28 protein-coding genes are annotated in these 26,349 nt (G+C 64.0%); 14 read left to right on the forward strand and 14 right to left on the reverse strand.

Features of this window, described 5'->3' with window-relative positions; translation table 11 throughout:
* Window positions 1-45: 45 nt before the first annotated feature.
* On the reverse strand, window positions 46-321 hold the full coding sequence (locus QJT82_RS21130; RefSeq protein WP_028341289.1) for a YiaA/YiaB family inner membrane protein: 276 nt from the start codon (window positions 319-321) through the stop codon (window positions 46-48).
* 56 nt (window positions 322-377) lie between these two features.
* A complete protein-coding gene (locus tag QJT82_RS21135; protein ID WP_028341290.1) occupies window positions 378-1,073 on the reverse strand; it encodes a PspA/IM30 family protein in 696 nt (231 codons plus the stop codon).
* 112 nt (window positions 1,074-1,185) lie between these two features.
* Here QJT82_RS21135 and QJT82_RS21140 point away from each other — a divergent pair, with 112 nt between their 5' ends.
* The 3 genes from QJT82_RS21140 (at window position 1,186) to QJT82_RS21150 (ending at window position 3,666) form a co-directional block, all read left to right on the forward strand.
* Window positions 1,186-1,794: a TetR-like C-terminal domain-containing protein gene (locus QJT82_RS21140; RefSeq protein ID WP_028341291.1), complete on the forward strand. Its 609-nt coding sequence runs from the start codon at window positions 1,186-1,188 to the stop codon at window positions 1,792-1,794.
* A gap of 296 nt (window positions 1,795-2,090) precedes the next feature.
* Window positions 2,091-2,300, forward strand: a complete 210-nt coding sequence (locus QJT82_RS21145; protein WP_028341292.1) for a cold-shock protein — start codon at window positions 2,091-2,093, stop codon at window positions 2,298-2,300.
* A 232-nt stretch (window positions 2,301-2,532) separates the two neighbouring features.
* Complete coding sequence (locus tag QJT82_RS21150; protein ID WP_155258545.1) at window positions 2,533-3,666, forward strand: acyl-CoA desaturase; 1,134 nt, start codon at window positions 2,533-2,535, stop codon at window positions 3,664-3,666.
* A gap of 27 nt (window positions 3,667-3,693) precedes the next feature.
* On the opposite strand, the gene QJT82_RS21155 is transcribed toward QJT82_RS21150, so the two are convergent.
* Entirely contained in the window at window positions 3,694-4,065 is a 372-nt protein-coding gene (locus QJT82_RS21155; RefSeq protein ID WP_028341293.1) for a cupin domain-containing protein, read from the reverse strand.
* Window positions 4,066-4,257: 192 nt separating this feature from the next.
* Here QJT82_RS21155 and QJT82_RS21160 point away from each other — a divergent pair, with 192 nt between their 5' ends.
* The 3 genes from QJT82_RS21160 (at window position 4,258) to QJT82_RS21170 (ending at window position 7,881) form a co-directional block, all read left to right on the forward strand.
* Window positions 4,258-4,653 carry a hypothetical protein gene (locus QJT82_RS21160; protein ID WP_245288738.1) on the forward strand — a complete coding sequence of 132 codons (396 nt, stop codon included), beginning with the start codon at window positions 4,258-4,260 and terminating at the stop codon, window positions 4,651-4,653.
* A gap of 154 nt (window positions 4,654-4,807) precedes the next feature.
* Window positions 4,808-5,545: a sulfite exporter TauE/SafE family protein gene (locus QJT82_RS21165; protein ID WP_028341295.1), complete on the forward strand. Its 738-nt coding sequence runs from the start codon at window positions 4,808-4,810 to the stop codon at window positions 5,543-5,545.
* Window positions 5,546-5,880: 335 nt separating this feature from the next.
* Window positions 5,881-7,881 (forward strand): hypothetical protein, encoded by a 2,001-nt coding sequence (locus QJT82_RS21170; protein WP_245288739.1) that lies wholly within the window; start codon window positions 5,881-5,883, stop codon window positions 7,879-7,881.
* A gap of 225 nt (window positions 7,882-8,106) precedes the next feature.
* Here the strand turns inward: QJT82_RS21170 and QJT82_RS21175 are convergent, their stop codons facing one another.
* On the reverse strand, window positions 8,107-9,084 hold the full coding sequence (locus QJT82_RS21175; protein ID WP_028341297.1) for a zinc-dependent alcohol dehydrogenase family protein: 978 nt from the start codon (window positions 9,082-9,084) through the stop codon (window positions 8,107-8,109).
* A 125-nt stretch (window positions 9,085-9,209) separates the two neighbouring features.
* Here QJT82_RS21175 and QJT82_RS21180 point away from each other — a divergent pair, with 125 nt between their 5' ends.
* Complete coding sequence (locus QJT82_RS21180; RefSeq protein ID WP_028341298.1) at window positions 9,210-9,785, forward strand: TetR/AcrR family transcriptional regulator; 576 nt, start codon at window positions 9,210-9,212, stop codon at window positions 9,783-9,785.
* A gap of 143 nt (window positions 9,786-9,928) precedes the next feature.
* The gene (locus tag QJT82_RS21185; RefSeq protein ID WP_028341299.1) at window positions 9,929-10,285 is read left to right on the forward strand and encodes a hypothetical protein; all 357 of its coding nucleotides are present in this window, start codon (window positions 9,929-9,931) and stop codon (window positions 10,283-10,285) included.
* Window positions 10,286-10,756: 471 nt separating this feature from the next.
* On the opposite strand, the gene QJT82_RS21190 is transcribed toward QJT82_RS21185, so the two are convergent.
* The 5 genes from QJT82_RS21190 to QJT82_RS21210 form a co-directional block, all read right to left on the reverse strand.
* On the reverse strand, window positions 10,757-12,832 hold the full coding sequence (locus tag QJT82_RS21190; RefSeq protein WP_028341300.1) for a pyridoxamine 5'-phosphate oxidase family protein: 2,076 nt from the start codon (window positions 12,830-12,832) through the stop codon (window positions 10,757-10,759).
* A gap of 59 nt (window positions 12,833-12,891) precedes the next feature.
* A complete protein-coding gene (locus tag QJT82_RS21195; RefSeq protein ID WP_028341301.1) occupies window positions 12,892-13,506 on the reverse strand; it encodes a glutathione S-transferase in 615 nt (204 codons plus the stop codon).
* Between the two features lie 206 nt (window positions 13,507-13,712).
* Window positions 13,713-14,126: a Rieske (2Fe-2S) protein gene (locus QJT82_RS21200; RefSeq protein WP_028341302.1), complete on the reverse strand. Its 414-nt coding sequence runs from the start codon at window positions 14,124-14,126 to the stop codon at window positions 13,713-13,715.
* Window positions 14,127-14,365: 239 nt separating this feature from the next.
* Entirely contained in the window at window positions 14,366-15,478 is a 1,113-nt protein-coding gene (locus QJT82_RS21205; protein ID WP_028341303.1) for an amidohydrolase family protein, read from the reverse strand.
* 21 nt (window positions 15,479-15,499) lie between these two features.
* The gene (locus tag QJT82_RS21210; RefSeq protein WP_028341304.1) at window positions 15,500-16,564 is read right to left on the reverse strand and encodes an amidohydrolase family protein; all 1,065 of its coding nucleotides are present in this window, start codon (window positions 16,562-16,564) and stop codon (window positions 15,500-15,502) included.
* A 235-nt stretch (window positions 16,565-16,799) separates the two neighbouring features.
* Here QJT82_RS21210 and QJT82_RS21215 point away from each other — a divergent pair, with 235 nt between their 5' ends.
* Window positions 16,800-17,279: a hypothetical protein gene (locus QJT82_RS21215; protein ID WP_028341305.1), complete on the forward strand. Its 480-nt coding sequence runs from the start codon at window positions 16,800-16,802 to the stop codon at window positions 17,277-17,279.
* A 7-nt stretch (window positions 17,280-17,286) separates the two neighbouring features.
* Here QJT82_RS21215 and QJT82_RS21220 read toward each other — a convergent pair whose 3' ends face one another.
* Window positions 17,287-18,000, reverse strand: a complete 714-nt coding sequence (locus QJT82_RS21220; protein ID WP_028341306.1) for a DJ-1/PfpI family protein — start codon at window positions 17,998-18,000, stop codon at window positions 17,287-17,289.
* A 64-nt stretch (window positions 18,001-18,064) separates the two neighbouring features.
* Between QJT82_RS21220 and QJT82_RS21225 the strand changes: the two genes are divergently transcribed.
* Complete coding sequence (locus QJT82_RS21225; protein WP_028341307.1) at window positions 18,065-19,057, forward strand: GlxA family transcriptional regulator; 993 nt, start codon at window positions 18,065-18,067, stop codon at window positions 19,055-19,057.
* 55 nt (window positions 19,058-19,112) lie between these two features.
* Here QJT82_RS21225 and QJT82_RS21230 read toward each other — a convergent pair whose 3' ends face one another.
* On the reverse strand, window positions 19,113-19,661 hold the full coding sequence (locus QJT82_RS21230) for a carboxymuconolactone decarboxylase family protein (protein WP_028341308.1): 549 nt from the start codon (window positions 19,659-19,661) through the stop codon (window positions 19,113-19,115).
* Between the two features lie 322 nt (window positions 19,662-19,983).
* Window positions 19,984-20,901 carry a LysR family transcriptional regulator gene (locus QJT82_RS21235; protein ID WP_196238172.1) on the reverse strand — a complete coding sequence of 306 codons (918 nt, stop codon included), beginning with the start codon at window positions 20,899-20,901 and terminating at the stop codon, window positions 19,984-19,986.
* Window positions 20,902-21,015: 114 nt separating this feature from the next.
* Between QJT82_RS21235 and QJT82_RS21240 the strand changes: the two genes are divergently transcribed.
* The 3 genes from QJT82_RS21240 to rnk all read left to right on the forward strand — a co-directional run bounded on the left by QJT82_RS21240 (window position 21,016) and on the right by rnk (window position 22,832).
* Window positions 21,016-21,582: a chromate transporter gene (locus QJT82_RS21240; protein ID WP_028341310.1), complete on the forward strand. Its 567-nt coding sequence runs from the start codon at window positions 21,016-21,018 to the stop codon at window positions 21,580-21,582.
* Window positions 21,579-22,109, forward strand: a complete 531-nt coding sequence (locus QJT82_RS21245; protein WP_028341311.1) for a chromate transporter — start codon at window positions 21,579-21,581, stop codon at window positions 22,107-22,109. The genes QJT82_RS21240 and QJT82_RS21245 overlap by 4 nt, the downstream gene beginning before the upstream one ends.
* A 303-nt stretch (window positions 22,110-22,412) precedes the next feature.
* Complete coding sequence (rnk, locus tag QJT82_RS21250) at window positions 22,413-22,832, forward strand: nucleoside diphosphate kinase regulator (protein WP_035631760.1); 420 nt, start codon at window positions 22,413-22,415, stop codon at window positions 22,830-22,832.
* A gap of 301 nt (window positions 22,833-23,133) precedes the next feature.
* Here rnk and QJT82_RS21255 read toward each other — a convergent pair whose 3' ends face one another.
* Window positions 23,134-23,328, reverse strand: a complete 195-nt coding sequence (locus tag QJT82_RS21255) for a hypothetical protein (protein WP_028332921.1) — start codon at window positions 23,326-23,328, stop codon at window positions 23,134-23,136.
* A 139-nt stretch (window positions 23,329-23,467) separates the two neighbouring features.
* On the reverse strand, window positions 23,468-24,532 hold the full coding sequence (locus QJT82_RS21260; RefSeq protein ID WP_016847022.1) for an acetyl-CoA carboxylase: 1,065 nt from the start codon (window positions 24,530-24,532) through the stop codon (window positions 23,468-23,470).
* Window positions 24,533-24,778: 246 nt separating this feature from the next.
* Between QJT82_RS21260 and QJT82_RS21265 the strand changes: the two genes are divergently transcribed.
* Window positions 24,779-26,005: a TetR family transcriptional regulator gene (locus QJT82_RS21265; protein WP_245288740.1), complete on the forward strand. Its 1,227-nt coding sequence runs from the start codon at window positions 24,779-24,781 to the stop codon at window positions 26,003-26,005.
* Window positions 26,006-26,349: the final 344 nt, after the last annotated feature.

Raw genomic sequence — 26,349 nt, forward strand, 5'->3', positions numbered from 1 at the left:
AAAGCGGCGGGTGCGAAACACCCGCCGTTTCGTCCTCGCTCCAGCTCACCCTGCCTTGGAGACTTCCATCAGCAGGCGCTCGGCCTTGGCGTCCTCGATGCGGTTCACGAACTTGCTGCTCTCGTAATTGTCGCGCACCGTCTTGGTCAGCGTGACGCAGGTCTGGATCAGCATCACGATGCCCATCGTCAGATAGCCCTTCATCCAGAGGTCGATCGGCAGGAAGAACACGCCGATGGCGACGAGGAAGGCGGAAGCCGCGAAGGACGCGTAGGTGAAGGTAACCCAGCTGCCGCTGTGGGGTTGGATGGTCTGGTTCATGGTAATCTCCTTGATGTTGCGAAAATTGACGAAGGATCAATTTCAGGCTTGAGATTTCAGGCTGCGTTCGGGCGCTTGGCTTTCAGCCGCGCCAGCACGTCGTCGGCGGTCGATTTCATGCGCGGGCCAAAGCCCTGCTCGGCGAGCTTCTCGGCGGTGGCTGATGGTCCCGCGGCGGCGTCGATCTCGATCAACGCCTCGTCGGCGGCCTGGATCTCCATCTGCCGCTCGCGCAGCCGCTTCAGCGTCGCCTCCGCTTCCGGCAGCGTCGACTCGTAGGGGCGCGCTGCCTCGATGCCGCTCCGGCGCAGCGAACGCACCGCTTCCGAGGCACGGGCGAGGCGCCGGCCGCGGTCGAGCTCGGCGATGCGCGCCTCGGCGTTGCCGACATGGCGCTTCAGCCGCGTGATCTCGGAGGCGAACAGCGCGCGTGCGGTCATCGCGGCATCGCGCTCGGCTTCGAGATTGGCGATCGCCTGCGCGGCTTCGCGGGCGAGGTCTTCCCGGCCGCCCTCGAGTGCCGCCGACGCGCGCACCTCGAGATCGGCGATCCGGGCGTTGGTGGCGTCGAGCCGCCGGCCCTCCTGCTGGTCGCCGGCGATGGCCAGCGCCAGGGTCCGCTTCGAGCGGTCGACGGCGGCGGCGGCATCGCGCATCTGCTGGTCGAGGATGACCAGCGCGGTCCGGTCTTGCAGTTCCTCCTCCGCTGCTGCCACGCTGCCGCGGAAAAGAGTGAAAACAGTTTTGAACATTTGGTCGCTCCCTGTTATGAGCATCGCTCATGAATCTCTTGTACCACATAATGAGCATCGCTCAAGAATTATTTGAGCGTCGCTCAAGTCGATGGTTAACGAAGGATCAAAGATGTCCAAGGCATTGGAACGACGAGCAAAACTGCGGGAAGCGCTGATCGAGGCGGCGGAACGGGCGATTGCGGCAAAGGGTCTCGGTGGCCTGAAAACCCGCGAACTGGCCCAGGAAATCGGGGTCGCCAATGGCGGCGTCTACAATCTGGTCGAGGATGTCGACGAGCTGATCCTGCGCGTCGGCTCGCGCACGCTGGCGCGGCTCGATGCGTCGTTGTCGCTGGCCGAGATCGGCGGGGCTGCGGCGCCGCGCGAGATGCTGGTGCGGATCGCGGTCGCCTATTGCGACTTCGCCGCTGACAATCTCGAACTGTGGCGCGCGCTGTTCGAGCATCGCATGCAGCCCGGCAAGCCGGTGCCGGAATGGGCGATCACCGAGCAGATGGAATTGTTCCGCCACATCTACAAGCCGCTCGCCGCATTGTTTCCGCAGCGTTCGCCGGCGCAACTCGGCGTCACCGCGCGCAGCCTGTTCTCCGCCGTGCATGGCATGGTCGCGCTCGGGCTGGAGCACAAGCTGATCGCGGTGCCGATCGGCGCATTGCGCAGCGAGATCGCAACGTTGACGCGCGCGATGGTCGACGGGCTGACGGCGAAGAAGGATTAGGACGTGTGCACGTAACCGCACGATGTCCCCCCGCCATGCGGTCAGGCAGGCTTGCCGCGGCGCTCCATGAATTACAAACATTCACAGGGGGACGCAGCGGCCGAGGTCAGAAAGGGAGGAAACCGCTTGCGGAATGACCGAACCGTAGCCATATACCTCGGATGGAGTTTCGGCCGAACGACTTGGCCTCGCCGCTGATAGCGTGCCTGACTGACGACCCTCACCCCCTAAACTTCGAATTCGCCTGCTGCGCTCGTGAGTGCGGCTCCAAACACGCATCTATAGGACGATTTTCCATGAGCATGGGAACTGTGAAGTGGTTCAACAGCCAGAAGGGTTTCGGCTTCATTCAGCCGGACCAGGGAGGCCAGGACGTTTTCGTTCATATCAGCGCAGTCGAACGCGCCGGCATGAGCACCCTCAACGAGGGACAGAAGGTCTCTTTTGAGATCGTTGCAGACCGCCGCACCGGCAAATCTGCTGCGGACAATCTGCGCGCGGTGTAAGCTGCGACAATCGGCCATGCTGCTTTGACCACGGATGAACTGGCAAAGCCTCTGGTTACGCGACCCCGCGACTGGTCACCCGGCCGCGGGGTTCTCTTTGTCAACACCGCGCGCGATGCCCGCCAGGATCAGGACTTGAACCGTCCGCCTGCGAAACGGCCTGCGCATTGAAGCAGCCGAGGTCGCTAGCGTGTCCCCCAATATCGATCCAGCTCCGCAGCACGACGACATCATGTACCCGCAGGTCCTCCCGTTCCTGCTGGTGCACGCAGGATGTCTGGCGGCGGTCTGGACGGGCGTCTCATGGCAGGCGACTGCAATTTGCGTCGCCCTATACTGGCTGCGCATGTTTGCGATCACGGCCGGGTATCATCGCTACTTCTCGCACCGGGCTTACTCAACAAGCCGGACGTTTCAATTCATCCTTGCATTCCTTGCCCAAAGCAGCGCCCAGAAAAGCGTCCTTTGGTGGGCCGCGAAACATCGACATCACCATCTTCATTCGGATACCGAGCAGGATGTGCATTCACCGGGGCATAAGGGCTTCGTGTACAGTCATCTCGGCTGGATCTTTTATCGACAGCACGATGCAACGGATCTGACGAAAGTTTCGGATTTCGCCTCATATCCGGAGTTGATGTGGCTGCACAGATTGGAGGTTTTGCCGGCGATCGTGGTCGCAGGTCTGTGCTTCCTCATTGCCGGATGCCCGGGGCTCGTGGTCGGTTTCTTCTGGAGCACCGTGCTGCTGTATCACGCAACGTTTTGCATCAACTCCCTCGCACATGTTCACGGACGCAAGCGGTATGTTACGGGCGATGACTCCCGCAACAATTGGCTGCTGGCTCTGTTTACGATGGGTGAGGGTTGGCACAACAATCATCACGCCTATCAAAGTAGTGCGCGGCAAGGCTTCCGGTGGTGGGAGATTGACGTGACCTATTATGTCTTGGTGGCCTTGTCCTGGCTCGGTATTGTCTGGGATCTGAAGGCGCCGCCCATGCAGGTCCTCCGCAACGAGCAGCGCTTGGGATCGCGTGTGATCAAGCGAACGGCTGAGCAACTCGCTGGTCGCTTCAATCCCGAATACATCGCGCTGGCTATCAAATCGTCGGTCCACGAAACCGGACTGTCGGTGCGGGAAGCGCTTGCTCTGTTGCAGCATCGTGCCGACTTGCATCTGCCCAGCATACCAACGCGTGACCGGTTGTTGGCTGAAGCCCAGGCCATGTTCGCGAAGACGAGTTCGTTGGACGACATTGTCGACCGTGCACATGAACTCCTGGTGGAATCGGTTTGCCTCCTGCTCGCCGTTCCACCTCCGCTGGCTGGCGCAAACCCGAAACCTCAAGCGAGCCAGCGGTAGTATTTTGCCTCCGGCCTTTTCGCAACCTCACGGCTCCATCGTGTAGGCGCGCCCGGGTTCGAGCGCGTAGATCGTCAGGAAGCGCAGCGGCCGTTCCGGATCGCAATTGCGAAACAGCGTGTGGGGAACGTCGGGTCGATCCTGCAAGGTCTCGCCTGCCCGATACTGGCGCGGCGCCTCGTCGCCATACGCGGACTCGGCAACGCCTTCGACGATGAAGACCACGCCGCCAACGGGGTGGCGGTGCAGCGGAGCTACCCCGCCGGGCGGATAGATCACCTCGGCGACGACAAGTTCGCGATCATCGCCGGGCAAAGCGAGACGCTCAAGGGTCTTGCGGGTGACGCCGGCAAATCCGGCTGGTTGAGCTTTTGCCTGACCGTCGTTGCTTTCAGCCATTGGAACCCTTCCTTGTCACGCGCGCCTTTGCCCCGATCAGATCAAGGCTGCGGTGACTATGGGGGCGCTTCAGCGACGCAACAAGCGCCCAGGCATTTCAACACATGTCGCGCGGGCGAGGCGAAGCCCTTGCCACCCCTGCTTCCACGTTGCAGGATTCTTGCGCCGAGAACCTTCAGCAGTGGGCCTTGCATGAAAACGAGTATCGTCACGACGCGGGCGTCGGGGGTCGTCGCCCTGGCACTCATCTTTGCATCAAATGTCACGCCGGCGTCTTCGGCGCAGCCCGTGCCGGAATGCTCGATGTCGATGACATTGGCGGATTGGGGCGAGAATTCGAGCGGCGATATCGACGTCGCCTCGGGCCAAAGCTGCCAGATCCCGATCGGGATCCGCGGCACGGTGACGGACTCCGCGATCTCGCAAAAGCCGGCCTACGGCAAGCTGAAGAAGATCAACGCATCGACCTTCGAATACAGGGCGAAGGCCAAGTACAAGGGCAGCGATACGTTTGCCATCAAGGCAACGGGCCAGGGGCCGAAGGCATCCGGCACCTCGGTCATCACGGTGCGCGCGACGATCAAGTAGTCATCGATTTCGAGACGTTGCAGTTGGCTTGTCGCGAGGACCGCGACCGTTGCGTGGTCACGATCGCGCCGCCTATCGTATCGACGGAACGTTTTTTGCCTTTGGGGTCGTCCTGACGTTCTGTTAGCCTCGGCACGCTTGGGAAAGAACCTCAATGCTGACGTTGATGTTCGCCGGCGTCTCGCTGCTCTATGCTACGGTTGGTCAAGCTGGCGGGACAGCATTTCTTGCTCTCATGGCGTTCGCCTCGTTCCCTTCGAACGAGATGCGTCCAACGGCGCTGCTGCTCAACATCATCGCAGCCACCTATTCGACCTGGCGCTTTCATCGCGGGGGCTTGGTTGATTGGGCGAAGCTAAGGCTGCTCCTCATTGCGTCGCTCCCGACCGCTCTTGTTGGCGGGTTCATCGTTCTTGACGAAGGTCTGTATAACGTCGCGACCGGAGTGGTTCTTCTCGCTGCTGCGGCTATCCTTCCCTTCCGTCGTCCTAAGGCTGACGAGCCGGATCGACTGACGCCGGTATGGGGCGCGGGCGCAGTAGGCGCGGGTGTCGGCCTTGTCTCCGGGCTAACTGGCGTCGGCGGAGGGGTCTTTCTCGCGCCCATCTTGGTCGCATTACAATGGGCGTCACCCAAGCAGACAGCGGCGCTGTCAGCGCCGTTTATTCTCGCGAATTCGGCGGTCGGATTGATCGGGGCTGTTTATGCGGGCCAAATGCCTACCAGCGACACATGGCTTTACGCATTAGCAGCGCTGGCTGGCGCCATGATCGGGACGACGATAGGTCTGCGGTGGCTATCGCAAACCGCTACCAGATATGTTTTGGCCTTCATCCTGGCCGCGGCGGGTATTCAACTGCTGTTCTTCACCGGTCACGAGTCGTTCGGATAAAAATTCAAAAACTACTGGCCTTGCGGCTGCGACGATCTCGCCCCGGCATCTCAAGATGCAATGGTAAAGGCGGCACGAGTCACGCGAGGCCGTTTGGAATCGAGGCCTAGGACACTTTGCCGCACGCGACCCAACTGATGGGTGTGACACCCATCATAGATGCTGCATTGAAATTCTGCGATCCTGAATTTGATATTAACGATTTCTTTGGAATGCGCTGATCCCAGCCGAACGACACTGGACCAGGAATAGCCCGCCTCACGGTCCAAAATTGATTGCCTTGCACCTTGGAAATTAGCCGGTCTCGACCGGCGCACCCCACGAGGACGCAAACCATGGCCAATACCGCACCGGTCGTCACGATTGGCAACCACAGCCTGTTGTCCAATCACTGGCAAAAAATACAGCCATGGCTCACTTATTCCGACGCCGATGGCAATTCCGCGGTCAGCTATCAGTTCTTCGACAGCGGTACGTCCGCGACCAGCGGCTACTTCTGGACTCCAACCAATTCCCACTGGGACGCCAACACCGTCATCGACGTCGCGGCGTCTGACCTCTCCGAGGTGTGGTTGCGTTCCGGTTCGGTCAGCGGCTCGGAAACGCTGTGGGCACGTGCCTTCGACGGGACTGCCTGGAGTACCTGGACGTCGTTCACCTTCACGACGATTCCGAACAGTACGCCGGTTGCCACGATCAGCGACCAATCGCTGCATATCAACACATGGGTGCAAGCCACGGATTGGCTGAATTACACCGACGCCAACGGGGATGCCGCCACCAAATACCAATTCTGGGACAGCGGCACGTCCGCAACCAGCGGCTACTTCTGGACTCCAACCAATTCCCACTGGGACGCCAACACGACGATCGAGGTATCGGCGGCCGAGCTGGCCGATGTCTGGATCCGCGGCGGTTCGACGACCGGCTCCGAGACGCTGTGGGTCAGAGCGTTCGACGGATCGGACTGGGGCAACTGGGACAGCTTCACGTTGACGTCAACGAACTCGACCCCCGTCGCGACGATCGGCGATCATTCCACGCACATCGATCAGTGGGTCACCATCAGCAGCTGGCTGACGGCGACGGATGCCGATCATGATGCGATCACGAAGTACCAGTTCTGGGACAGCGGCACGTCTGCCACCAGCGGCTACTTCTGGACTCCAACCAATTCCCACTGGGACGCCAACACGACGATCGAAGTCTCGGCGGCCGACTTGGCCGACGTCTGGGTGCGAGGCGGCTCGACGACCGGTTCCGAGACGATGTGGGTCAGAGCATTCGACGGAACGGGCTGGGGCAACTGGGACAGCTTCACGTTGACGTCGACGCCGAACACGGCTCCGGTCGCGACCGTCAACGACCAGTCGCTGCACGTCAATCAATGGATCAAACCGCAGGGCTGGCTCACTGCCACCGATGCCGAAGGTGACACGATCACCAAATACCAGTTCTGGGACGGCGGCGCGGGGACGACCAGCGCCTATTTCTGGACGCCCGACAATTCCCACTGGGCTGCCAACACGACGATCGACGTTTCAGCATCCGATCTGGCCAATCTGTGGATTCAAGGCGGCTCGACCACCGGTTCCGAGACGATGTGGGTGAGGGCATTCGACGGTGCCGCCTGGAGCAATTGGGACAGCTTTACTCTGACGTCGACCAATACGGCTCCGACCGCGACGATCAACGATCATACCCTGAACGCCGCGCAATGGGCGCAGCTCGTCAACTGGACGACGGCATCCGACGCTGACGGCGATGCGATCACCAAATACCAGTTCTGGGACGGTGGCTCGGCCGCCAACAGCGCCTATTTCTGGACGCCGGCCAATTCACACTGGGCAGCCAACACGGTGATCGACGTTCCGGCGTCCGATCTGTCCAGCATCTGGGTGCAAGGCGGCACCGCCGGCGGCTCCGAGACCATGTGGGTCAGGGCGTTCGACGGCACCGCCTGGAGCAATTGGGACAGCTTTACCCTGACGTCGCTGCCAAACCACGCACCCGATGCCTCGGTCAGCAATCAGACCTTGCACATCAATGAGTGGAGCCAGGTCAGCAATTTGTTGTCCTATTCCGACGTCGACGGAAATCCCGCGGCCGCATACCAGTTTTGGGATGGCGGCAGCAACGCCAACAGCGGCTATTTCTGGACCTCTGCGAACTCCCATTGGGCAGCCAGCACCGTGATCGACGTCAATGCCGCCGACCTCGATGACATCTGGATGCGTGGCGGCGCCACCACCGGCACTGACAGCATGTATGTGCGAGCGTACGATGGCATTGACTGGGGTGCGTGGCACGCGTTCACGCTCTCGACCATCGTCTAGCTGGCCCGGCTTGCCGCGATTTCGGTCCACCTCTCCCCCTCGGGGAGAGGTCGGATTGTGCCTGGCGATGCGAAGCATCGTCCGGTGCAATCCGGGTGAGGGCTCTCTCGATAGACCGTAACCCCTCACTCGATTTGCTGCGCAAATCGACCTCTCCCAAGGGATCTCCCAAGGGAGAGGTGAACCTTCGACGCGGTTTACAGCTCAACCTAATCTCATCGTGCTCTAGCTTGGCGTGAAGATCACCTTGCCCTTGAATGCCGACGCCTGCGCGATCGCCTGCGAAAAATCCTCCAGGCGATAAGTCCCCACGACCGGCGCGCTGATCGCGCCCGATGCGACCATCGGCACCAGATGGTCGTACATTCCGGCCAATGCCTGATCGGTCGCGGTCTTGCCCCAATGGCCGAGCCAGAAGCCGCGCACCGACACCTCGTTGAAGATCACGCTCAAGGCCGAGCCGGAGAACGGCTGGCCGCTCATCGCGCTGTAGATCACCAGCACGCCCTTTGACGCGAGGCAGTTCATCAGGTTCAAGGCGGATGAACCGCCGACGACGTCAAGCGCCAGCTGGATCGGCGCCCGACCCGTTTCCCTGGCGACGCGCTTGGCGAGATCCGGCCCGTCGAGCAGCACGATATCGCCGCCGATCGCCTTGACCTCATCCACGACCTCCTCGCGCCGGACGATGTTGACGGTCTTGAGCCCGAGCGATCTGGCGATTGCGATCACCGCGCGGGCCGTCGCCGAGTTGGCGCCGTTCTGGATCACCCAGCCGCCGGGCGCGACTTTCACGAAATCGGTCAGCAGCAAATAGGCGGTGGCCGGGTTGACCCCGATCATGGAGAGCTGCCGGACATCCGCATTCTCGGGCAGCGGACGCTGCCATGACGCCGTGAATTTGACCCGCTCGGTCCAGGTCGGGACTGTGAACGGAATCAGCGTGCGGTCGCCTTCCTTCAGGTTCCTCACCTGTGATCCTCTGGCGACGACCCTTCCAACGCCCTCGATCCCGAGCGTGGCCGGCGGCGACGGCAGATAGCCGTATCGCCCGGCGATGATCATGAAATCCGAATTGTTGATCGGCGCGGCCTCCACCGCGACCACAACCTCGTCGGGGCCGGGGCTGCCCACGTCCGGCACCTCATTGAGCTTGACCACCTCCGCAGCACGTCCGAACGCAACGACCTGAACAGCTTTCATGGCGTGACCTCCCGATTTCATTATGTACTTCTAAGTACAGAATAGAGATTACGTCAATAGCCGGGCCTGCCTTCACGGCAAGGTGAAGGCTTCACATCCGACGCGAGAGTACATAAAAGACGGATATGGCAAGGCCGCGCAGCTTCGATCCGGACGATGTCCTGGAAATCGCCCGCCAGATGTTCTGGCGGAAGGGCTTTCAGGCGACTTCGCTCGACGAGATCACGGCGGCGAGCGGCGTCGCGAAGCCCAGCCTCTACGCGGCGTTCGGCGACAAGAACGCGTTGTTCCTGAAGGTGCTGGACCGCTATCACGACGGCATCCTCGGCTGGGCCGAGCGCGTGCTGGCGCAGCCGGGGCCCGCACGGGACATCATCAAGCAGTGGCTCACCGGCTTCATTCCCTATTGCTCGGGCGAGAAGGGACAGCGCGGCTGCCTGTCGATCAACTCCGCGACCGATGGCTCGCTCGACCAGGTCGAACTCCGCAAGAGCATCGAGCGCTACAACCGGCGGCTTGAAGAGCTGCTGCGCACACGGCTGCGCACCGATCGCGCCCAGTTCAGCAAAAGCTTCGACCCTGACGTGACCGCCCACACCATCATGGTGGTGCATGCCGGCCTGCTGGCGCTCGCGCACCAGAGGCCGGATTCGAAGCAGGTGAAGGCCGTGATCGACCAGGTGATGAGCCTGCTCGCCTGAGCTGGCCAGCCCCCGGCCTTCCGGCAGCCCCCCGCGCGCCTCTCACGAATGTGATTAAATGACGATCATCATATGATTGATGTCCTGATCCCGATGACCATGTCCGGGTTGGCTGTCATGGGCTTTCCGGATTTGAGGATCAGATGAACAAACGGTTTTGGCGTGCGACGCTCGTTGCAGTCACAGCCCTGCTGGCGAAGCCGGCGATCGGCACGGCACAGGCCCATGACCACCAGCAACCCGAGTTGAACGGCTGGTATGAGAGCCTGCGCAGCGTCAAGGGACCCTGCTGCGACGGCAGCGACGCGAAGCGTGTCGATGACGCCGATTGGGACACCAGGGACGGCCACTATCGTGTCCGCCTCGAGGGTGAGTGGGTCGACGTTCCCGATGACGCCGTCGTCGCCGGACCGAACCGCGCCGGCCGCACCATGGTCTGGCCGTATTACCTGGACGGACATCCGAGGCCACGCTGCTTCATGCCGGGCAGCATGGGCTGAGCATGATGAAGTCAGTTCGATCAATCTCACGACGCACTGACTCCACCTCTCCCGCTTGCGGGGGAGGTCGCATCGCATCAAAGATGCGATGCGGGTGGGGGCTTTCTCCGCAGCGTGACTCGCGGAGAGAGCCCCCACCCCAACCCTCCCCCGCAAGCACAGGGGAATCGCATATGCCCCTTCGGCGGCTGCGGAGGTAACTCGGCCTCGTGGTTCGAGACGCGCCGCAAGCGGCGCTCCTCACCATGAGGGTCTACTATTGTGCCGCAAAACAAGATCCTCATCCTGAGGAGCCCGCCGAAGGCGGGCGTCTCGAAGGATGGCCGCGAGGACACTGCCCGACAGATTTCTTTCCATATGCGATTGCCCTGCCCGCAAGCGGGAGAGGGGGCGCACCACCTTGCGATTGCCATTCAACCTCATCTCTTAGGCGATCAAGTTGCGCAGGCCGGCGTCCTGCGGCACGGCTGATCAGAGATCAAGCTGGATCCGATCCTCGCCGTCGGCCGCCCCCTTCGCCGGCACCGCGCAGCAGATCAGCACCTCGTCGTCGGCCACCTCTGCAGTGGGCTGCTTCACATAGGTCACGGCACCTGCCAGCAATCTGGTTCGGCAGGTTCCGCAATTGCCTTCCCGGCAGCTGAAGGCGGGGCTGAGGCCGCGCGCTTCCGCCAGTTCGAGCAGCGTCCCCGCCTCCGGCGTCCAGCGCGCCTCCTTCAGCGATGTGGTGAAGGCGACCGGGATCGGCGTCGTCGCCCGTGGCCGGCGCGGCGGCGCTGCAGTGACGAGGTCGGGCTTCCGGACCAGCGATGAAGGACCGAAGGCTTCGGCGTGAACCCTGCCGTCGGCAATGTTGTAGCCGCGCAGGGCGTCGTAGAGCGATTGGGTGAACTGCGGCGGCCCGCACAGATAGAAGTCATAGTCGTTGAACGGCAGGACGCGCGACAACAGCGCCATGTCGATCCGTCCCGCAGCGTCGTAGTCTGTGCCCTGCTCGGCGCCGTCGACATCGCCGAGGACGCGGATGATCCGCACCGCGCCGCCGGCGGCATCCACCAGCTGCTGCAATTCATCGCCGAACGCGCGGTCCCGTTTCGCATGCGCGGCCTGGATCAGGGTCGTCGGCCGGATGCCACGGGTGCGCAGCCCTTCATAGACCACGTGGCGCAGCATCGCGAGCAGCGGCGTGATGCCGACGCCGCCGGCGAGCAGCACCGCGGGACGCTTCTCGCGCGCATCGATCGTGAAGCCACCAGCCGGCGCGCGCGCTTCGATGATGTCGCCGACATGGATGGTGTCGTGGAGATGCTGCGATACGACGCCGTCGCGCTTCACGCTGATGCGGTACATGTCGTCCGACGGCGCGACCGACAGCGTGTAGGTGCGGATGACTGGCTTGTCGATACCGGGCAACGAGAGACGGATCGGCAAATGCTGTCCCGCCTGGTGCGGAAGCAGCCCCGCGCCGTCGTCCGGCTGCAAATGAAACGAACGGATCGATCGGCTCTCGTCGACGATCCCAGTGACCTTGAACGGCCGCCACTGCGCGGCGCGCTCGGCCGCGCGGATCCGCTCGGCGGCCTGCACCCAGTCGCCGGTCATCAGCGAATTCGGCGACCAGCCTTCGGCCCGGAACGCCCAGCGCAGCGGCAGCGCGCCGCGCCTGCGCACCACACGGCGGGCACGGAAACTCCAGAGCCGCTCGGCGCCCTGAAACGCCGCGATCTCCGGCGAGTCCAGCATCACCTCGGCATCGCCGCTCAGTTGCAGCAAGTCGCCGGTTTCGAAATCGACGAACACCAGCCCGGCCTTGCCGTTGACCAGGATGTTGCCGAGCGTGTTGAAGAACAGGTTGCCGGCGAAATCGGGGATCGTCAGCGTGCCGTCGTCGGCGACGCGGACGAAGCCCGCGCGGCCGCCGCGATGCGAGACGTCGACCTGGCGACGGTCCTCACGTTCGGCATAGGACGCCACGAAGAACGTGTCGGCCGCCTTGATCGTGTCGCGCGCGGCCTGATCGAGCGTCGTGCTCGCCTCGATCTCTCCCGCAAAAGGTTCATCCGGCGCGCGCACGAAGGCAAAATCGCGAAGCTGGATGTATTGCGCGCAATTGCCGAAGCTCTGATCGAGCTCGAAGCTGAGCGCCTTGCCTGATGCCGCGCGCAGCAGCCCGTTCGCACGGTTGCGGCGCCGCGTGTGCAGTTCGATTCCGAGCAGTCCGATCGCATCGCCCTCGCGCATGCCTTCGCTGACGGGATCGCTGCCGTCAGGCCGCGCATCGATCTCGAGGCTGCGCGGCGTCGGCGAGGAGATGAAGCCGGGCTTGCCGGTCAGCAGCGAGGCCCAGGCGTCGCCGCTTCGGTCCACGCTGCCGACGACGATGAAGGGAATCTGCGCGAAGAAATCGCGGTGCTGGTCGGGCATGAAGTCGCGCACCGCGCGCTGGCCGACGGCCTCCATGTTCTCGGCGACGCCGACCTGCTGCTGGATCGCCTTTTCGCCGGCATGCCAGGTCGCGAGCTTGCTCTTGGTTCGTCTGTCGCTCATCGTACCGCCCTCCCCTTCGGGGTTGGACGGGCGCGCCGACGGCACGCCCGGTCAGCAGGTCACGCGGCCGCAAGACCGACAGGGGTCTTGGCGAAGGCCACGAAGCCCGGCAGCGCCTCGATCCGGCGCAGCCACGCGTTGACGCGCGCATAGGCGGAGAGATCGACATTGCCTTCGGGCGCACTCGACAGATAGCTGTAGAGCGCGACGTCTGCGATTGTCGGCGCGGTACCGACCAGCCAGTCGCGACCGGCGAGATGGGCCTCGAGCCGCTTCAGCAGGACATGCGCCCGCGCGATCACGTCGTCCGGATTGTGCTTTGCGCCGAACACGGTGATGAGGCGTGCCGCTGCGGGCCCAAACGCGAGATCGCCGGCAGCAACCGACAGCCAGCGCTGGACCGCGGCAGCGCCCTTTGCATCCTGCGGCAGCCAGTCGGTGCGGCCGAGCTTGGTCGCGAGATAGACCAGGATCGCGTTGGAGTCGGAGATGATGACGTCGTCATCGTCCAGCACCGGCACCTGGCCGAACGGGTTGAGCACGAGAAATTCCGGCCGCTTCTGCGCGGCGGACTTGAGGTCGACGTCAACCAGTTCGTGCGGAATTCCCAGCAGGGACAAAAACAGCCGCGCGCGATGCGCGTGGCCGGAGAGAGCGAAGTGATAGAGCTTCATGTGCCGTTCCTGATGGTGGTGGACGGGTTCATTCCCGACCGCGACCCCAAGGTGGCCCATTGCAGCCGTTATTATAATTGCCGTCGACGGCACTTCATTATTGCATAAATCGCAATAACGTTATTTGCGTCATGGCCGGGATTGTCCTGCCATGACGAGGCCCGCGGCGGCGCTCACGGTCGCGCGAAATGCGCAAACGCGCCGCCTTAAATCTCGACGATCACGTAATTGTCTTCGATATGCACCGGGAACGTCTCGGCGACATACGGCCCCTTCTGCAACTCGGCGCCGCTCTCGACCGCGACCGGATAGGAGCGGATCCTGAACCGCTTGGGATCGAACCAGGACTGCCCGTTGCGCATGTCGAATTCCCAGCCGTGCCACGGACAGCGCAGCATCTCGCCGACGCGGTCGCGCTGATAGATGCCGGGCTCCGGCGAGGTCAGGCGCGCGACGCAGGCCGCCTTCTCCAGCGGCGCGCCTTCATGCGGACAGCGATTGAGCAGCGCGAAGAACTCGCCATTGACGTGGAACACGACGATGTCGCGGCCCTCGAGGCCGAACACCTTGTTGCCGCCGGCCGGAATCTCACTGGTGCGCGCGACGATGTGACGGGTCATCGGAATCCTGGAAGACAGTGAGATTAGGTCGGATAGCGACCGCGGTGCGCTCCCTCGCCCCGTTCTTACGGGGAGAGGGTTGGGGTGAGGGGCGATCTCCGCGGATACGGTGACAGATGAGATTGCGGAGGCTCCCCCTCACCCGGAATGCATCTAACGATGCATTCCGACCTCTCCCCGCACGCGGGGCGAGGTGAACCGGAGTCTGCGGCTCGGTTCGAAGCGAGGACATCTCAATCCTAAAACTTGTAAACCGCGCGGGCGTTGCTGTTGAAGATATTGCGACGCTCGGCGTCCGTCAGCGGTGTTTTGAAGGCGTAGCGCGCGTCGTCATAGTCCCAGTGCGGATAGTCCGACGAGAACAGCAGCCGGTCGATGCCGACCCATTCGATCAGCTGACGCAGGTGCCTTGCTTCATCCGGCTCGTCGATCGGCTGGGTCGTGAACCAGAAATGCTGCTTCACATATTCGCTCGGCCTGCGCTTCAGATGCGGCACCTCGCTGCGGAAGCGTTCGAAGTGCTGATCCATCCGCCACATCGTCGCGGGGATCCAGCCGAAGCCGCCCTCGATGAACACGATCTTCAATTTCGGGAAGCGCTCGGGAACACCCTCCAGCACCAGGCTGGTGAGATTCGAGGCCACCGTGTGCGCGTTCGACTGATGCTCCTCGCAATAATAGGACGGCCAGCCGCCGCCGGTCGGCGCATGCCCGCCATAGCCGCCGACATGGATTCCGAGCGGCAGATCGAGCTCCTGCGCGCGTTCATAGATCGGCCAGTAGCGGCGGCGGCCGAGCGGCTCGTTGGCACGCGGCGAGACGTTGATCTGGATGTATTCGCCTGATCTGGCGCAGCGCTCGATCTCGGCGAGGCCGAGGTCGGAGCCATCCTGCCCGACCAGGATCGAGGCCTTCAGGCGCGGATCGCGATGCGCCCAGAACGCCAGTTGCCAGTCGTTGATGGCGCGCTGGATCGCGGCGCCGAATTCCAGATTCTGCTGCGAGAAGATGAAGAGATCGAGCACCTGCAAAATCCCGAACTCGACGTCGAAGGGATCGAGATGCTGCTTGCGCATGAAATCGAGATCGGAGCCGGGCACGCCGCCCGTCGGCGGCCAGGCATCGCGCCGCGCGATCAGCGGCGAGGAGCGCGGATACGGCGTGGTGCCGATATAGGGCGTGCGCAGATGGCTGCCATATTCCTTCAGATGCTGCTGCCAGCGCTTTGGCAGGAACTCGTTGAGGTCGCTGTGCGCGTGAATGCTCGGATGGATGTCGCAATCGATGATTCTGAGCCGCGACGCGGCGGTCTTCTCCTGGTCGAGCATCGGGCGGTCGATGACGTCACTCATGCGATCCTCCTTTGAATTTGGTCAGGCGTCGAGCTTCAGACGCGGGAACGTTTCAATCGGATTGTCCTCGCACATCCGCTTGACGATGCTGTCAGGCAGATATCGCGGAACCGGATCGTCGCCGTCGAACTGCCAATGCGGATAGTCGGACGCGAACAGGAACATCTTGTCGGAGCCGATCTGGTCGATGATGTCAGCGACGCCGGTTGCATCCAGCGGCGCGTCGAACGGCTGCATGGTGACGCGGAAATGGTCGCGGATGATCGCGGCCGGCTCGCGCTCCACCCAAGGCACCTCGACACGCACGCCGCGCCAGGTCTTGTTGGCGCGCCACATGAAGGCCGGCAGCCAGCTGACGCCTGACTCCATCAGCACGACGGTCAATCCCGGATACTTCCCGAACACGCCCTCATAGATCAGGCTCAGCGTCTGCGCCTGGAACGCCTGCGCTTCGGCGAGATAATATTCGTAGCGGTAGGACGGCCAGCCGATCGAGCTCGGCGCGCCGCGGTAGGCACTGCCGGCGTGGATCGCGATCGGCAGCCTGTATTTCTCGGCGGCCTGATAGATCGGCCAGTAATGCCGCCGGCCGAGCAGCGTCTCGCCTTGCGAGGGCACCAGCACCGAGACGAAGCGATTGTCGCCGGCCCTGCGCTCGATCTCCTCGACCGCAAGGTCCGGCGCCTGGATCGGCACCACGATCGAGGCGCGCAGCCGCGTGTCCCTGGCAAGCCACTCGGCCGCGATCCAGTCGTTGATCGCCTTGCAGAAGTCCGCCGCCATGTAGGAATCGAACACCGCCTGCGCGCCATAGACGACATTGCAGATCGCGTGGCTGGCGCCGAGCTGGTCGAATGCGCCGCGCTGCACCATGGCGAGATCGCTGCCGGGCTTGCTGCCGTCGGCCGGCCGCCAGTCGGCGCGGCCGGACAGCGGCATCGACGGCGGATAGGAATTGAGGTCGAGCCCGTCGATGGCACGGCTGACGACCTGTTCCTTCCAGTGATCGCTCAGATAGGGCAGCAGCGTAGTGCGCGTTCCCCCCACCGCGGGATGGATGTCGCAGTCGATGCGCGTGGCCGCCATGGCGTTCCCCGGATTGATCTTCTTGTCGTCATTGTTGGCGGCATCGCTGCCACGGATCGGACTGTGCCGCCGATGGCGCGATCGTGCAAGCGGGTCCACGCGGGGCCGCCCTGCCCTGTGCGCATCCGCGCCTCACGCGAAGTTGCGGGATCGCGTGTGAATGGCATCACCCCTTGAGGTCACGAGACATGGTAGCGATTCCGCGCCGCGGAAAGCGCAGATACAGGAGACGGGAATGAGACTGGGCCGACTGACGATCCTCGCATGTTCATTGTCGCTGGCCGCGTCAACCGCATGGGCCGCGCCTGCGACCACCTCGGGCTCGGTCGCGCTGGCGCTCGCCGGCGTCGTGGCGCCCTATTCGCAGCTGCCGGCCAAGGAGAAGAAGGCGGTCGCCGCGTTCTTTGGCGGCGACAGCAATGTCCCCATTGCCAGCAAGATCACCGTCAACGCCGACAAGGTCGTCTGCCGCGCCAGCAATGTCGACATCACCTCGCGCTCCTGCGAACTGAGCTTCGGCGGCAACGCCCGTACCGTGAAGGGACGCGAGGCCAACGCGATCTTCGCGACCGTGGCGCTGGCCGGCGTGCCGCCCGACGGCGCCGCGGGCACGATCTACGAGGCGCTGTCGAAACTGTCCTGCACGCTCGATCCAACAGTGATCAAGGACAAGGCCGGCGGCGGCGCCGACTGCAGCTTCGAGCCGGGAAACTAGTCCACGCTCAGACTGCCTGCACGACGACGCCCAGCCTCGCAGCCACGCGGCGCGCGGTCTCCTCCCGCTGCGCCGTGATCGCGCGCACGGCTTCCCGGGCCTGTTGAAGGATGGCGGGCGGTGCCGTCTCCGGCGTGCCGCTGTCGAACGGTGGCTCCGGTGCATAGGCCATATAAAGCTGGATCGACCGCGCGGCATCGTCGCCACGCAATTCAGCGGCCAGCCGCAACGCTCCGTCGATGCCTGAGGTCACGCCGGCGGCAAAGATGTAGCTGCCATCGATCACCACGCGCTCATTGACGGGAACAGCGCCGAAGAACGGCAACAGATGCAGCGAGGCCCAATGCGTCGTCGCCCTGCGTCCCTTCAACAGGCCGGCCGCTCCGCACAGCAGGGCGCCGGTACAGACCGAGAAGATGCGGCATCCGCCCGCCGCCTGCCGGCTGATCCAGCCGAGCACCTCCGCATCTTCCATCAGGGCTTCCTGACCGAACCCGCCGGGCACATGCAGCACATCGAGCGGCGGCGCATCGGCCAGCGTCGCATCCGGTGTCAGTTGCAATCCCTTGAGGTCCCGCACCGGCGCCATGGTCCTGGCATAGATGCGGCAGGTCGAATTCGGAATCCGCGACAGCACCTCGAACGGCCCGGTCAAATCGATTTGATCGACGCCTTCGAACAGCAGCGAGCCGATCCGCAGATGAACATCGTGAGCAATCATCGAACTTCCCTTGAACTTTCCTTGCGCTATGGACAAAGCGAATCTAGCGCGGCAGGTTTCGGCGATGACGCCAACCAGCCCACGTTTTTCGCCAAACCGCCGCTCGATCGAAGTGCTGGCCTATCCGGCGGTGCAGTTGCTCGACGTCACCGGGCCATTGCAGGTGTTCGCATCCGCCAATGCGTTGGCCGCCAAGGCAGGCAACGCGGAGCCTTATGACGTCCGCGTCGTTGCCAAGGCTGGCCCGAACGTCGAGTCGTCCGCAGGCGTCGGGCTCGCGGTGCATCCACTGCCCGCCATCGACACCGCGGTCGACACGCTGGTGATTCCGGGCGGCGATGGCGTCGACGCGGCGGCGAACGATCGCATGCTGGTTGACTGGGTGTGCAAGCGCGCCGGGCAAGCACGCCGCACCGCGTCGGTCTGCACCGGCGCGTTCCTGCTCGCCGCATCCGGCGCCCTCGATGGCCGCCGCGCCGTGACCCATTGGCAATTTTGCGCAGAGCTCGCCGAGCGCTTTCCCGATGTCCGCGTCGAGCCCGATCCGATCTTCGTGCGCGACGGTTCGTTCTGGACGTCGGCCGGCGTCACCTCCGGCATCGATCTGGCGCTGGCGCTGGTGGAGGAGGATCTCGGCCGCACGGCGGCGCTTGCCGTCGCCCGCTATCTCGTGGTGTTTTTCAAGCGGCCGGGCGGACAGGCGCAATTCAGCGAAATCCTGTCGCTACAGGCAACCGACGACAGGTTCAGCGCGCTGCACGACTGGATCAGCAACCATCTGGCCGGCGACCTCTCGCTGTCGACGCTGGCGAAACAGGCCGGCATGAGCGAGCGCAGCTTCAGCCGCCATTACGCTGAAGCGACCCGCCTGACGCCGGCGCGCGCGATCGAGCGGCTCCGGGTCGAGGGCGCGCGGCATCTGCTGTCGGAAACGCGCCTGCCGATCAAGCGCATCTCGCAGCGCTGCGGCTTCGGGTCCGAGGAGACGATGCGCCGCAGCTTCCTGCGCCTGCTGTCGACCACGCCGCAGGACTACCGCGCCAGATTTGCGGTCTAGGACATGAAGCTATTTGCGGTCGGCACGCAGTGAAAGACGCTGAAGCGCGATCGCCTCAGCCGTTCCAGGCATGATCCTGCAATCCCGCCTCCAACGGCGGATTGGTGACGCTGCCGGTGTAGTTGGTGATGGTCGACGCCGCCACGATGGTGATGACTTCGAGCACGAGGTCCTTGTAGAATCCGGCCGCCAGGAATCGTTCGATCTCCTCTTCGTCGAGCCGCCCGCGCTTTTCGATCAGCGACCGCGCCAGCGTCGAGAGCGCACCGAGTGTCTTGTCGGCAGGCGAGCGGCCGGCACGCATCGCATCGACATCGGCCGGATCGAGGCCAGCCTGCAAGCCGAGCGCGGAATGCAGCGCGACCGCCCAGGTGCAGCGATTGGTCACGGCATCGGTGAGCAGCACGGTCTGGATCTGCTGCTCGGTGAAGCTGCCGCCGTGAACCTTGTCGAAGATGCCGATGAAGCTCTGGATCAGCACGGGTGAGGTCGCCATCGCCGCCGCAAGGTTCGGGATCATGCCAAACCGCGCCTCGACCTCGCGCAAAGTAGGCCTTGAGGCTTCGGGGGCAGACTCGAGCGTATGGACAGGAAAACGCGCCATCGGAATTGCCTTTCGCGGTGTTGATTGAACCCGAAGCCGCCGGACGCAACTGAGCTGTTGCGATCGACGCGCCGGCATCAGGATTCGATGGGAGCTATCTAGCCGCGCCCTGACGCGTGCGTTCGCCAAACTCCCCACGTTCCGCGCCATCCAGGCGGCGGTGCGGGGCTCGCTGAGCTTCAGCTCCGTCCACTGTCATTGCGAGCGAAGCGAAGCAATCCATGTTTCCACGCAACGGATAGATGGATTGCTTCGTCGCTTCAGCGCAAAATTGCGCGCAATTTTGTCGCGAGCTCCTCGCAATGACGATTGCAAGTCCCGCTTAGACCCCGCCGCGGTCCTTCACCCGCCGCGTCACGATCCCGAGCAGGCGGCCGAGCGTGCCGCCGGCCGGGCCCTTCTTGCGCGCCAGCGCGAGCGGCGCGACGAGGCCCGTGGCGCGGTCGAGGCGAAGATACGACACGCCGGCGGTCTCGAGCCGCGCCATCGATTCCGGCACGATCGAAATGCCGAGCCCCGCCGCGACCAGGCTGAGCGTCGACACCATCCGCGTCGCCTCCTGCGCCACCTTCGGGCTGAAGCCCGCGGCGCGGCAGGCGGCGATGATGCTGTCGTAGAGGCCGGGCCCGGTCGGACGGCGGTAGAGGATCAGCGGCTCGTCCGCGAGCGAGGCCAGCGAAATCCGCCGCCGGGTGTCCTTGCGGGCGCGCGGATGATGGTCCGGCAATGCGACCACCATCTCCTCGTCGAGCAGATGCGTGATCGTGAGGGTCTCCAGCCGCTCGCTTGGCGCGCGCACGAATGCGGCATCGAGCCGATCGGCCTCGACGGCTTCGATCAGCTCGCCGGTCGAGGCCTCCTCGAGCGACAGCGTGATCGCCGGCGCGCGCTCGCGCATTTCGCGCATCACGCCGGTGACGAAGGGATGGAAAGCGGCCGAAGAGGTGAAGCCGATGGCCAGTTGGCCTTCCTGGCCCCGGCTCGCGCGGCGCGCGGCCTCCACGGCGAGGTCGGCGTCGCGCAGGATCGCGCGCGCCTTGCCGACGAAGGCACGGCCGGCGGCGGTCAGCTCGACCCCGCGCGGCTGCCGGCGAAACAGCGGCGCGCCGATCGCGGCTTCCAGCGCGCGGATCTGCTGGCTCAGCGGCGGCTGCTGGATGCCGAGCCGCGCGGCAGCGCGGGTGATATGGCCTTCCTCGGCCACCGCGACGGCATAGCGGAGATGGCGCAGTTCGATCATCACGCAATCCATATCGAAAAGATATGCGAATTCCAGTATCCATATATTGGATATTTGGCACGCGGCCAACTAGAGTCGTCGCAAAGAACAAATCGAACCGGAGCCGCCCCGCCGATGGACGCCATCCCCGCCGCGCAAACCACCAAGCATCACGCGCCTGATGTCGGCGAGTTGTTCACGGGCTTCTTCATCCTCGGACTGACCGGCTTCGGCGGCGTGCTGCCGCTGGCACGCCACATGATGGTGGAGAAGCGCGGCTGGCTCACCGGCGCGGAGTTCACCGACCTGCTCGGGCTGTGCCAGTTCCTGCCCGGCGGCAACATCATCAACATGTCGGTCGCGGTCGGGCTGAAGTTTCGCGGCATTCCCGGCGCGTTCGCGGCGATCCTCGGCCTGATCGCGGTGCCGACCGCGGTCGTGATCGGCCTCGGCGTGATCTATGGCCGCTTCGCCGACGACCCGGTCGTCCGTCATCTGTTCGGCGGTCTTGCTGCCGCCGCCGCCGGGCTGCTGATTTCCACAGCGATCAAGATCGCCTGGCCGCTGCGGCGCGATGTGCTCGGCCTGTTCATCGGCGCGCTTTGCGTGCTGGCGATCGCCGTGCTCCGCTTGCCGCTGCTGCCGACCCTGCTGACGCTGGCGCCGCTCAGCATCTTCCTAAGGTCGAGGCAGGCGTCATGAGCGCAACTCTCGTCACGCTCGCGCTGATCTTCGCCGAGCTCTCGCTGCTCGCCTTCGGCGGCGGCAACACCATCCTGCCGGAGATGCAGCGTCAGGTGGTCGACGTCCATCACTGGATGACGGCGCAGGAATTCGGTGCGCTGTTCGCGCTGGCGCAGGCAGCACCCGGGCCGAACATGATGGTGGTGCCGCTGGTCGGCTGGCATGTCGCGGGCTTCTCCGGCGTGCTGGTGACGTCGCTCGCCAAGTTCGGGCCGTCGTCGCTGGTGACAGGCTTCGCGCTTCGGCTCTGGGAACGCTTCAAGGACCGCCCCTGGCGCCGCACCGTGCAGGCCGGGCTGGTTCCGGTCACCGTCGGGCTCGTCACCGCCAGCGCCATCGTCATCACCCACGCATCGGCTTCGAGCTGGGGCACGATCCTGATCGCGGCAATGGTCGCGATCGCCACCACCACGACGCGCATCCATCCGCTTGTCGCGCTTGCCGCCGGCGCAGTGCTCGGCCTGTCCGGCATCGGACAGCCCTGACGTTCGGCCTGTTGCGGCGATGGCGCATCGTTCCACGCGGCCCGCGTGCGCGCTTTCGCCGCAATGGATGCCGCGTCGGCAGCGGCTATGTTGATGGTGCCATGATCGACACGCTCCGCATCGACACCCGTATTGCGCGCCGCGAATTGCGCGCCGGACGTTTGCACGCAGGCAATTAGCCGGCCGGCGATCGCACGCCGTCCGGATTCCTCGACGCCATCAAATCATTTCAGTCCGTCGCGTCGCGAGATATCCGCGCGCCGGCGCTCGTGCGCCTCCGATCAACCACAAAGATCAACCGACATGACCCGAACCATTCAGAGCAGCTTTACCGCCCCGGCATTGCCGCCGATCGTGATCACCGCGAGCGAGGCGCATCGCCTCAGCGCGCTGGCCGATTCCAGCATGGCGGTGTTTCCCCGCGTCGCCCAGTTCCTCGCACGCGAGACGGACCGCGCCCGGCTCGTCGCCGACGATGCCGATTTGCATGACGTGGTCCGCATGGGCTCGCTTGTGCGCTACCGCGACGACGAGACCGGCGACGTCAGGGAGGTCGTGCTCGTCTACCCGCACGAAGCCGACATCGCGCTGCGGCGCATCTCGGTGCTGACGCCGGTCGGCGCCGCGCTGATCGGATTGTCGGTCGGCCAGACGATCGATTTTCAGACGCCGAGCCACCAGACCCGTTCGGTGACGATTTTGGCCGTGGGGCATCAAGGCTAGCGGTCGCTTCGCGTTGGTGACTAACTTCTCGTAAGGGAGCCACTGGCGGAAGGGCTCCCTCCCCCCTTGCGGGGGTCCGAGGCGAGCGAAGCTCGCTCTCGAGGTTGGGGAGAGGGGTGCGACACGGCACGCTCTCTCCATTCAGTAGAGCACACACGACACGTAGCCGAGATTGCGCGCTGACTTCATTTCGATCATCTCGCCCGGAGCCACCCCTCTCCCCACCCTCTCCCGCAAGAGGAGAGGGAGCCTGACCGGCGTGCTCACCTCACATGCGCTATCGGAGCGCTGAGCGTGTAGCTCATGCCGCCTGATGACACTGCCCCATCTCGATCCCGTGCCGGCGCCCGCGCGCGATACCCTCCGCGATCGCCTTCACGACGATCTCGGCGTCGTCGGGGGAAAGATGGTCGAGCGGCTGCCAGGCGCGCATGATATCGCGTGCGCGATCGAGGTCGCCGTAGATTGCAAGGAGAGGAAGCGATTTGCTCGGCATGTCCGTTGCTCCCAACCGCAGCTGGGCGAGTCTATCTCATCTGGACAGGTCGAGCCATGCGTCCGGCAACCGCGATTGCACACATTGCAGATCGCCGATGCATGGCGAGGGCACGCATGCCCTCGCCAGCCCCATTCCGTCACTCCGCGCCGGAGCCGCCCTGCACGATCTTCTCGTTCAGCTTCTGATCGACGGTCTCGACCGTGCGGTCGATCTCGGTGCTCGGCGTGCCGAGCTGGTGCGAGATCAGCTTCACCAAGAGGTCGACGCGTTCGATGAACGGCGCGCCGGCGGCGACCGCGCGGGCCGCCGATGACGGCTTGAGCAGGCTTTCCGCGGCCTTGGCGTATTTCGCGAACGGCACCTGATCAGCGGGATCGGCGCCGAGCTTGCGCGCGATGGCGTCGACATGATCATAGATCGCCTGCGAGCGCTTGAGGTCGCCGTGCACGGCGTCGCGGATCGACTGCGGCTCCGTCGGCGTGATGCAGCGATAATTGCCGGTCAGCAGCATCGACCACTTCGCCAGCGGCACGAACAGCGAATCGAACACCTTCAGCTTCACCGGAACGTCCTGGCCGTCGAGCGTCACCGCGTCGATGTCGGCTTCGAGCTCGCGCAGCACCTTGTTGTGCTTGTCGTCGGCGAAGGCGGAGGCCTTGAAGTTGGTCGGCAGGCCGACATGCAGCACGTTGGCCTTCTCCTCCGGCGGACGGAAGGCCTGCGGATCGGGCGAGCAGAGCGTGACGAGGCCCGGCTCGAAGCGCTCCCACACCTGCGCGTTGGTGTAGGCCTCCTCGAGGTCCATGCCGGCGAGCGCGGGAATCCGCTTCAGATACGGCAAGGGCGGCATGTTCATGATCGACAGGCAGGGCAGCTTCGCCGCCGCGATCTTGATCATCAGCACGCGAACCGTGTGGTTGGTGTATTGCGGCTCCTGCATCGCAAGGCCGACCATGTCGTAGCGCGACACGTCGACATCGGCGGGCGTGACGGCATCGAGCTTGCCCGGCAAATCGCGCGAGAAGATCGAGCGGTGCTCCTTCTCGTCGCGCAGCTTGATCCGCACCTCGGTGCCTTCGCGGTTGATCAGGTCGGCGGTGTTCTTGCGGCACACCAGGGACACGTTGTGACCCGCCATCAGCAGCTTGGTCCCCAGCAGAGAGCCGTAGGAAGCTCCCAAAATCAGAATGTTGCGCGCCATGCTCTCTCCAATAGCCCTCCTCACGAAAGGCTTGCTCTCCAAAATCCTGTCCGAAGCTGCTGCCGAACCGATGCCCGGTCGATGTTGGCCGCCCCGCACCCACGGGCCGACGGTCGCCACATCACCAGACAATCAAGACCCGCTGGTGTATGGTATGCCACCGTCTATCGCAGATCGACAAGCGGCTGCCAAGGGGATTATCTCGCGTGCGGATTTTCGTTCCGCGATCAGGAAGGGCATTCGAGCTTGCAAGTCGCCGCCGACCCGACGGATCGGGCTGAAGAAATCCTCGTCTCAGCTTCCCGGCTGTTTGCCCGTCACTCCTATGCCAACGTGACGATGGAGCAGGTCGCAGCATCGGTGCAGGCCGTACCGGGCGCGCTGTACCACTATTTCCGCGACAAGGAAGATCTCATCTTCCACTGCTATCTGCGCGGCCTTGCAATCTATCGGCACGAAATCGAGGCGGCGGCCGAGCCCGGCATCGACGGGCTCGAGATCATCAGGCGCTTCGTGCGCGGCAGGCTGCGCCCCGAAGGCCAGCGCATGATCCTGTTCAGCGATATCGATGCGCTGGCCGCGCCCTACAGCAGCGAGGTCCATGCCAAGCGTTGGCAGAACGCCGCGCTGCTGGCGGACATCCTCGATCGGGGCGTGGCGGACGGCTCGATGGCCTGCGACGAGCCGCTGCTCACGGCGGTGGCGCTGATCTCCATCCTGGATTGGGTTCCGTTCTGGCTATCCGAACGCGACTACTACACGCGGCAACAGGCGATCGATGCCATCGACGACATCATCACGCACGGAGTCTATCGGCGCGAGATCGCGCTTCCCAAAATGCCCGAGGCGCTCAGCCTCGCCCCGTTCCTCGAGGCTCGCACAGCGCTGAACAAGCGGGCCGCAAAGTTCGACCGGATGCTGTCGATTGCCTCCGACAGTTTCAATCGCAGGGGCGCGTCGGGTACGTCGCTCGAGAGCATCGCCGTGGATGCGGGCATGACCCGCGCCGGCATCTACTATCACTTCAGCGAAAAGGAGAGCCTGCTGCTGGCCTGCCTGCGACGCGGGCTCGCCGGCGAGGTCAGCATTCGCGAGCATCTGCAAGAGCACAGCCTTGGGGCATTCGATCATATCGTGCAGCGAATCCGGTTGCTGTTGATGCTGCACGACACGCCCTGCGGCCCCAAGGCGACCTACCACAACATCAACTATCTCAACGACGCGGACCGGAAGGCCTATGTCGGAGACGTGCTGGCGACGATCCGGCAAGACCAGAACAGCTATCAGCGCTGGATCGACGAGGGCCGTTTCCGCCGCATCGATACCTATTTCGCAGAGCGCATTCTCACCGGAATGGGCCACTGGTATCCGGTCTGGTTCAAGACCAGGCGTGACTGGTCTCCAGCCGAGATCGCCGATCATTTCGCGCGGCTCTTCCTCGCCGGCCTCAAGCCGCGCCGACATCCGGGCTAGATCCGCCACGGTAGCGATCCAGTTTTCTCCTTCCCCCTGAAAGGGGGAAGGTCGGGATGGGGGTCAGCGGCAGGCGACGCTCCAAGTGGAGACAGCCGATCCCCACCCGCTTCGCTCTAACGAGCGAAGCGACCTCCCCTTTTCAAGGGGAGGTTTGGAGACGGACGACGCCGGTTCGGAACCGCGAATAAGCGTGAGCCCCATCCAAAAGTTTACCTGTAATTCAAAACAGCGCCCGATTCCGGGGACATATGGCCTATAACATCATAATACCTTCTGCTAAAACTTGACGCAGTATTCAAAGCGAAAGTTGCGAAGGCTCGGCGATTGGGGTTATGAGACGG

Origin of the sequence: Bradyrhizobium sp. Mp19 (assembly GCF_029952935.1) — a bacterium.
GTDB classification, from domain to species: domain Bacteria; phylum Pseudomonadota; class Alphaproteobacteria; order Rhizobiales; family Xanthobacteraceae; genus Bradyrhizobium; species Bradyrhizobium elkanii.

What these genes read in the sequence shown, in the direction of transcription:
- QJT82_RS21160 (WP_245288738.1), top strand. Translation starts at nt 4,258, where the DNA reads ATGAAAACGAGTATCGTCACGACGCGGGCGTCGGGGGTCGTCGCCCTG.
- QJT82_RS21150 (WP_155258545.1), top strand. Translation starts at nt 2,533, where the DNA reads ATGTACCCGCAGGTCCTCCCGTTCCTGCTGGTGCACGCAGGATGTCTG.
- QJT82_RS21180 (WP_028341298.1), top strand. Translation starts at nt 9,210, where the DNA reads ATGGCAAGGCCGCGCAGCTTCGATCCGGACGATGTCCTGGAAATCGCC.
- QJT82_RS21130 (WP_028341289.1), bottom strand. Translation starts at nt 321, where the DNA reads ATGAACCAGACCATCCAACCCCACAGCGGCAGCTGGGTTACCTTCACC.
- QJT82_RS21205 (WP_028341303.1), bottom strand. Translation starts at nt 15,478, where the DNA reads ATGAGTGACGTCATCGACCGCCCGATGCTCGACCAGGAGAAGACCGCC.
- QJT82_RS21140 (WP_028341291.1), top strand. Translation starts at nt 1,186, where the DNA reads ATGTCCAAGGCATTGGAACGACGAGCAAAACTGCGGGAAGCGCTGATC.
- QJT82_RS21240 (WP_028341310.1), top strand. Translation starts at nt 21,016, where the DNA reads ATGGACGCCATCCCCGCCGCGCAAACCACCAAGCATCACGCGCCTGAT.
- QJT82_RS21170 (WP_245288739.1), top strand. Translation starts at nt 5,881, where the DNA reads ATGGCCAATACCGCACCGGTCGTCACGATTGGCAACCACAGCCTGTTG.
- QJT82_RS21245 (WP_028341311.1), top strand. Translation starts at nt 21,579, where the DNA reads ATGAGCGCAACTCTCGTCACGCTCGCGCTGATCTTCGCCGAGCTCTCG.
- QJT82_RS21190 (WP_028341300.1), bottom strand. Translation starts at nt 12,832, where the DNA reads ATGAGCGACAGACGAACCAAGAGCAAGCTCGCGACCTGGCATGCCGGC.
- QJT82_RS21145 (WP_028341292.1), top strand. Translation starts at nt 2,091, where the DNA reads ATGAGCATGGGAACTGTGAAGTGGTTCAACAGCCAGAAGGGTTTCGGC.
- QJT82_RS21255 (WP_028332921.1), bottom strand. Translation starts at nt 23,328, where the DNA reads ATGCCGAGCAAATCGCTTCCTCTCCTTGCAATCTACGGCGACCTCGAT.
- QJT82_RS21195 (WP_028341301.1), bottom strand. Translation starts at nt 13,506, where the DNA reads ATGAAGCTCTATCACTTCGCTCTCTCCGGCCACGCGCATCGCGCGCGG.
- QJT82_RS21210 (WP_028341304.1), bottom strand. Translation starts at nt 16,564, where the DNA reads ATGGCGGCCACGCGCATCGACTGCGACATCCATCCCGCGGTGGGGGGA.
- QJT82_RS21225 (WP_028341307.1), top strand. Translation starts at nt 18,065, where the DNA reads ATGACGCCAACCAGCCCACGTTTTTCGCCAAACCGCCGCTCGATCGAA.
- QJT82_RS21155 (WP_028341293.1), bottom strand. Translation starts at nt 4,065, where the DNA reads ATGGCTGAAAGCAACGACGGTCAGGCAAAAGCTCAACCAGCCGGATTT.
- QJT82_RS21135 (WP_028341290.1), bottom strand. Translation starts at nt 1,073, where the DNA reads ATGTTCAAAACTGTTTTCACTCTTTTCCGCGGCAGCGTGGCAGCAGCG.
- QJT82_RS21165 (WP_028341295.1), top strand. Translation starts at nt 4,808, where the DNA reads ATGCTGACGTTGATGTTCGCCGGCGTCTCGCTGCTCTATGCTACGGTT.
- QJT82_RS21260 (WP_016847022.1), bottom strand. Translation starts at nt 24,532, where the DNA reads ATGGCGCGCAACATTCTGATTTTGGGAGCTTCCTACGGCTCTCTGCTG.
- QJT82_RS21230 (WP_028341308.1), bottom strand. Translation starts at nt 19,661, where the DNA reads ATGGCGCGTTTTCCTGTCCATACGCTCGAGTCTGCCCCCGAAGCCTCA.
- QJT82_RS21175 (WP_028341297.1), bottom strand. Translation starts at nt 9,084, where the DNA reads ATGAAAGCTGTTCAGGTCGTTGCGTTCGGACGTGCTGCGGAGGTGGTC.
- QJT82_RS21220 (WP_028341306.1), bottom strand. Translation starts at nt 18,000, where the DNA reads ATGATTGCTCACGATGTTCATCTGCGGATCGGCTCGCTGCTGTTCGAA.
- rnk (WP_035631760.1), top strand. Translation starts at nt 22,413, where the DNA reads ATGACCCGAACCATTCAGAGCAGCTTTACCGCCCCGGCATTGCCGCCG.
- QJT82_RS21215 (WP_028341305.1), top strand. Translation starts at nt 16,800, where the DNA reads ATGAGACTGGGCCGACTGACGATCCTCGCATGTTCATTGTCGCTGGCC.
- QJT82_RS21200 (WP_028341302.1), bottom strand. Translation starts at nt 14,126, where the DNA reads ATGACCCGTCACATCGTCGCGCGCACCAGTGAGATTCCGGCCGGCGGC.
- QJT82_RS21185 (WP_028341299.1), top strand. Translation starts at nt 9,929, where the DNA reads ATGAACAAACGGTTTTGGCGTGCGACGCTCGTTGCAGTCACAGCCCTG.
- QJT82_RS21235 (WP_196238172.1), bottom strand. Translation starts at nt 20,901, where the DNA reads ATGATCGAACTGCGCCATCTCCGCTATGCCGTCGCGGTGGCCGAGGAA.